Genomic DNA, 5,439 nt, shown 5'->3' with positions numbered 1-5,439 from the left:
ATCGGTTGCGCACACACTGAAAAACTCAAAAAAAAAGAGATTAAGAGATTGATTTTATATATTTTTTTTAATTTTAAGTATTTGTTTTTTATTTTCATTTTATGCTTCTACAAATGTTTGTTTAAATAACTTGATGCCTTGAGCCAGACTCATCTGACGCTCACTTAAGGACTGTTCCAAGGCTGCCAAACCTGCATTATTTTCTAGATACGGGTCAATCCAGGCTGCATGGATCAAGGATACCCAGTGTTGACTATCTAAGTTTTCGGTAAAAATATCACTTAAAGCCTGTATATCTGCACCTTTAAAACCAAATAATAAAATAGGCTGTTCTTTATGTAATATACCAATCAACAGTTCTGTATGATGATGTTGTACAAACTGGCTGATCAGGCTGACCCAAAATGCTGCAATTTCATAGCAATAAATCATATTATGAATAGGTAAAATCAGCACTTTATTCAGGCGGCTAGTACCTTGCTGAACAATCGGTTGCAGCAATAATCCCAATCCAATCAAGCTCTGTGCCAGCTGATAGGCACTCAGATTCATCAGCTTTGCAAATGAATGAATCGTATGATGTTGATAAAATTCCTGCACTTCTTCATGGCTGTGCACCATAACCTTGTTGCTCAGCTTGCTGAGTTTATTTAGCAAAATATCAGTATCACTGATGGAACGCATCACCCGGTTGCATTGATAAAGCTCAACCAGAGCCGATTTATAGCGTAATGGCGAATACATGATATTTTCAAATGGCTGTTCATGCTCAATCAGATGACTGAGCATCATTGGAAACTGCCGCCCTGAACTGTCTTCACTGGCAATTAAATTGGCCAGCAAAAATAGTTTTTCTTGTGAATTGGCAATAAAGAAATCCAGCGCTGGTAATTGCGCATAGGTCTGCTTGAAATTTGCCTTCTGCATGGCAACCTCTAATGCTTCCGTAATCCACTGATCAATCAATTGAATAAGCTTAGATTGTCCACGCGACTTGAGAAAATCGCCACGTGCTGGACATTTACCATAATAAAATGGTGTGGTTTTTAACTCATACATCCGTATCCCTCCACCGCTTCGGGAGTTGCAATTGAATTTTCATCATGGTGCAGCTACTCCTGTGTTGGCCAATGCTGTGGCCGGATTGGTTTGAGCCAGACTCTGCTGTGCCGATACAGGAACACTTTGCGCAGCCACGACACGTACCGATTTATTGGAAACGACCTGATCCACCAGTTGCAGGTTGGCATGGTTTGGCTGTCCGCCGATAGAACTGGCATTCTGTCCACTGACCAGACGGAAGTTCACTTTTACCCAAAGTTCCGGATTTTCCTTGCTCTTCCAGACCATCTCAAAGTTGCTGCCTTTCTGGGTACGTTGTGCACTTTCAATCAGGCGGTTAATGCCATATTCGCCTGGTTCATCAAAAATGGTATGCGTTTTCCCTTCCAGATCCACTAGCGTAATGCGTGTGCCTGGAATCGCACCCGGATTTGGCCAGACAAAGTTCACCCATTGCTGTATGCCATTTTCAAACAGCATGCGTTGCCCATCGATATCAAAGGTATAAGCTAAAAGCTGAGGATTTTCCAATGGATAGAACTGGAAATTGGACTGGTTTACAGCAGGTGCTGTACCCTGCCCCTGAGTCAGTTCACCTGTGGCAACCCCATGAGCAGGTGCGACATAAGTCTGGAAATTTGCGACAAAAGCCGGGTTCAGACTGATTCCCAGATCCTGCCAGGTTTTGGAGGTCAAAGTATAGCCACGTCGGATCACCAGTGGATCCAGATGTTCTTTCACAAAGCGTGCAATACTGCCACTTTCACCAAAAATCTGGTTAATTTCATTGGAAGTGGCCTGTAAGGTTGCCTGACTGCTAAACGGATATTTCTGAGCCAGATTCTGGCTAAATGGCTGATAAGATTGCATGGTCCAGAGCTTGTTTATTTCAGCCTGTGCAGGAACCAGCAGCCCCTCAAAGGATTGGATTAATGGTGCAACCAAAAGTTTTTGTAACAGTTGCTGATCCAGCTCTGTCGTCCCTGCCGCCATTTTCTCTGCCACAAATTTTTGGCTAGTGTTAAAAATGGAGTTCTGTTCATGAATTGTCTGTTTGACCAGAGCCATACTGGCAGGACCAATATCACCTGAGCTTTTTAGATCATTGAACTGGCTGCGGATTTTTGCCATTGACTGCATGTAACCATCTAGAAGCGATTGATTTTGCAGATCATCGCGCTGACGTACCATCTGATAGAACATCTGGAACTCACGTGCAATCACACCATGCTGTAACGGGCTATTGGCCTGTTGCACTTGCTTCGCTTCATCACGATTCAGCACTTTATGTTTAAACCAGGCAATAAAGCCTTTTTGCGGCACCGCCAGTTCTGCCTGAACCATCGGATTATCCCAGCTGGTCTCTTGGGCCACACGTTGGATCAAGATACGGATTGGAGAATGTTCCGGTTCGCCCAAGAGATCCATCTGCTTGATCTGCTGATTGAAATCGCCTGCTTTGGCATAATGAATCGCGTTCAGGAATTTACGCCATTCTGCAATATATTCTTTCTTATAGAGCTCAGTCAGTTGACGACGGATCTGCTCAGGACTACCACTAAAGCTGAGATCATCAGATTGCGTGGTATTCAGCACCCAGTCCCGACTATCGGTTGTGCTGCTCGCTGCCTGCTCGATGGCTTCCTGTACATAACCTTTCCATGCCGGATAGGTATAAATTCCCGGCAAAGCATAGCTTCCCAACATGGCATTCTGGTTGGTTTCACCCAGAATCTGTTTGACTGTCATTGCGGGGAAACGCACGGCCGCACGACTCTTGATTTCATTATAGACACGGTCACGTGCAGAAATACCGGTGGTAATCGCTGTCAATATCTGACGGGTCTGATCCACCAATACTGCATCAGAATTCAACTGAGGGAAACTGTTTCGTCCTGACAATGTAATGGCATAGCCCAGGATCTGCTCGGCTTTCTGGAGCATTTCACCCCGCGGTATTTCACCGCGGTTTTGTTCCAGCCATGTGCGCCAGAAACGTGTCAGCTGATCACTTAAATGACTGGAATCCATATACTGGCGATTGCTCAGCATCAGATAGGTTTTTAAGGCATTATAAGCATCCTGAGGATTCTGGTCTGAAGGTTCAGAAGCAATCTGGCGGCCTTGCGCCACATGATTCATTTTCACCTGAATATAATTTTCTTTTAGCACCGCTTCATTTGCCTTAACACGTTGCAGATACTGTGCAATCTGCTGCTGGGTAGGCTGAAGCACTAGCTGTTCAATACCCTTAAGGTATTCAGTTTCCAGTTTTTCTCGAATCTGGTTACCCTGATATAAACCAAAGCTGTATTTCAGTGGACGGTCCTGATCAAACTGATCCAGTTGCTGCAAATGTTCCTGTAAAATCATTAAGGCATCCAGCTGATGGCTCAGTGAACGGTTGGCTTGTGCCTGTATCTGCACCACTTTGTTTAGGTCGGCCTGAACTTCAGCAATGAGCTGCTGGTTATTGCGATATGACCATAACCATAAACTGAGGACAATCGATAACCCAAGAATTGCACAGGTAAAGGCCATAAAACGCTGACGTTTTTTTGTCGGGTTAATATGCTGACGTACCAGATGCTTGTCTTTCAGGATCACATTGGAAAACAGGCCTTTCAGGAAATAACCGTGGTTCTGGGAAACTGACTGTTTCGGCAGACCAATGTCACTGTCATCACTGTGGATCAAATGAAAATCATCCGCGATCTGTTCCGTCATTGGGCTTTCAATTACGCCATCCTGCAAGGCACTGGTAAAGTAAAAACCACGGAAAATAGGTTTAAACTGGTATGGATTTTCCTGGAACAGTGTAGAAATAAAGGTTTTTAAAACCGGTTTTAGGCTCTTAAATTCCAGTGGAAAAGTCATTACACTTGGAGAAATCGGCTGTGAATGCCGACGGCTCAAATGCGTTGTACTGACACTTTTCAGACCATCGTATAAAATATTGTAATGCTTCTCAAACAGCTCCAGCGCCTGCTCGCTGGAATTTGCCGTATACGGTAAAGTTGCGCCCCAAACCTGATCAAATTCCTGCGCATCATAACAGTCAAAAAATTCGGTAAATCCGGCAATCAGGTCCATTTTGGAAAAGACCAGATACACGGGAGCAAAGACTTCCAGACGTTCAGTTAGATCCTGAATACGGGCACGCAGATTTTTGGCTAATTTAATGGATTTTTCCGGACTCTGGCTGACCAGCTCGGCAATACTGACAATGACAATCAGACCATTCACGGGCGCCTTTGAACGATTTTTCTTGAGAATATTCAGAAAACCGAGCCATTCGGAATGGTCCTCAGCATAGACCGAATAACGCCCTGCCGTATCTAGTAAGACTCCTTCGGTTGAGAAAAACCAGTCACAGTTACGGGTCCCGCTTAAGCCGGAAGACACCATCTGTTGATGATGTTCTTCAAATGGAAAACGTAAACCGGAATGGTAAATGGCCGAGCTTTTTCCAGCAGCAGGATTGCCAATCACCATATACCAAGGCAGTTCATACAGTGCCGTATTCCCCTTACGATCTCTAAGTCTGGACTTGCGGATCAGTTGAATTGACTCCTTCATCTGCTGCTGGATCAACTGCAGTTCTTCTTTATTCTTATGTTTGTTCTGTTCAGTTTCGGTTGTACTGGCAATAGCCTCGGAAAGTTCCTCTCCTTTTTTGCCATGCCGATAATGCTGGATCAGTGTATAAATCCCCCAGACTACCAGGATCAGGCTATAAACCGCCACCAGCATCCAGAACACACGGTCCGATACAGTGTTTTTCATGGAAATAATCACCACGAAAAATGACAATGCCATCATCACTTTTGGATTGGTCACATACTGCCAGACATATCCCAAGATCGTATAAAATAATGTATTCACTGTAATCTCTTATATTTCTTTATTATTTTTCAGGTTTTTAAAATTTTTCAGGCCGCATTCTGTTCTAGTTCCTCAACCATATTGACAGGTTGACAGACAAAAAATGTCTGAGGATGCTGCACCGTATAGGCCAATGTAATGACATCATCATTCATTTGCATGCACAAAAATATCCCAAACAACGCTTTCATCTCTACTGTACTGCCCAGATAAGAATGGCAATACAGGCCGTGATGCAGTTCTATCCCAGCTGTACCTAAATACTGCTGAATTTTTTTAGAGGTATTGATCTGTAATGGATCATCCAGCAACAGTACAAATGCGGCTTCCTGCTGCAACTGTTCAGCAAAATTTGGACATTGTTGCTGTAAATATTCACTAATATTTTTGACATGCTTTAAGGTTTTAATTGATTTAATTTCCATTAAATCTTCAATGTTTAACTGTGGAGCAGACAGGCATATACTCGCGGCATATTCTCCCGGCAGATAT

General features: G+C 43.7%; 2 protein-coding genes and 1 pseudogene. All 3 read right to left on the bottom strand.

The genetic code is table 11. The features are described from left to right. Positions 1 to 99: 99 nt before the first annotated feature. Positions 100 to 1,059 (bottom strand): type VI secretion system-associated protein TagF, encoded by a 960-nt coding sequence (gene tagF, locus B4033_RS06305; protein WP_108619464.1) that lies wholly within the window; start codon positions 1,057 to 1,059, stop codon positions 100 to 102. 42 nt (positions 1,060 to 1,101) lie between these two features. Continuing rightward, positions 1,102 to 4,947 (bottom strand): type VI secretion system membrane subunit TssM, encoded by a 3,846-nt coding sequence (tssM, locus tag B4033_RS06300; RefSeq protein WP_286832731.1) that lies wholly within the window; start codon positions 4,945 to 4,947, stop codon positions 1,102 to 1,104. A gap of 47 nt (positions 4,948 to 4,994) precedes the next feature. Further along, positions 4,995 to 5,439 (bottom strand): annotated as a pseudogene (locus B4033_RS06295) (hypothetical protein); the annotation flags it as partial.

Origin of the sequence: Acinetobacter sp. UBA3132, assembly GCF_002364825.1 — a bacterium.
In the GTDB taxonomy this organism is placed as follows: domain Bacteria; phylum Pseudomonadota; class Gammaproteobacteria; order Pseudomonadales; family Moraxellaceae; genus Acinetobacter; species Acinetobacter schindleri.
Note: the sequence above shows the minus strand (reverse complement) of the source record. Positions and strands in the feature narration are given on the sequence as shown.

Bases quoted from the DNA above. Each gene is read 5' to 3' on its own strand.
- tagF (WP_108619464.1), bottom strand. From the start codon at position 1,059: ATGTATGAGTTAAAAACCACACCATTTTATTATGGTAAATGTCCAGCA.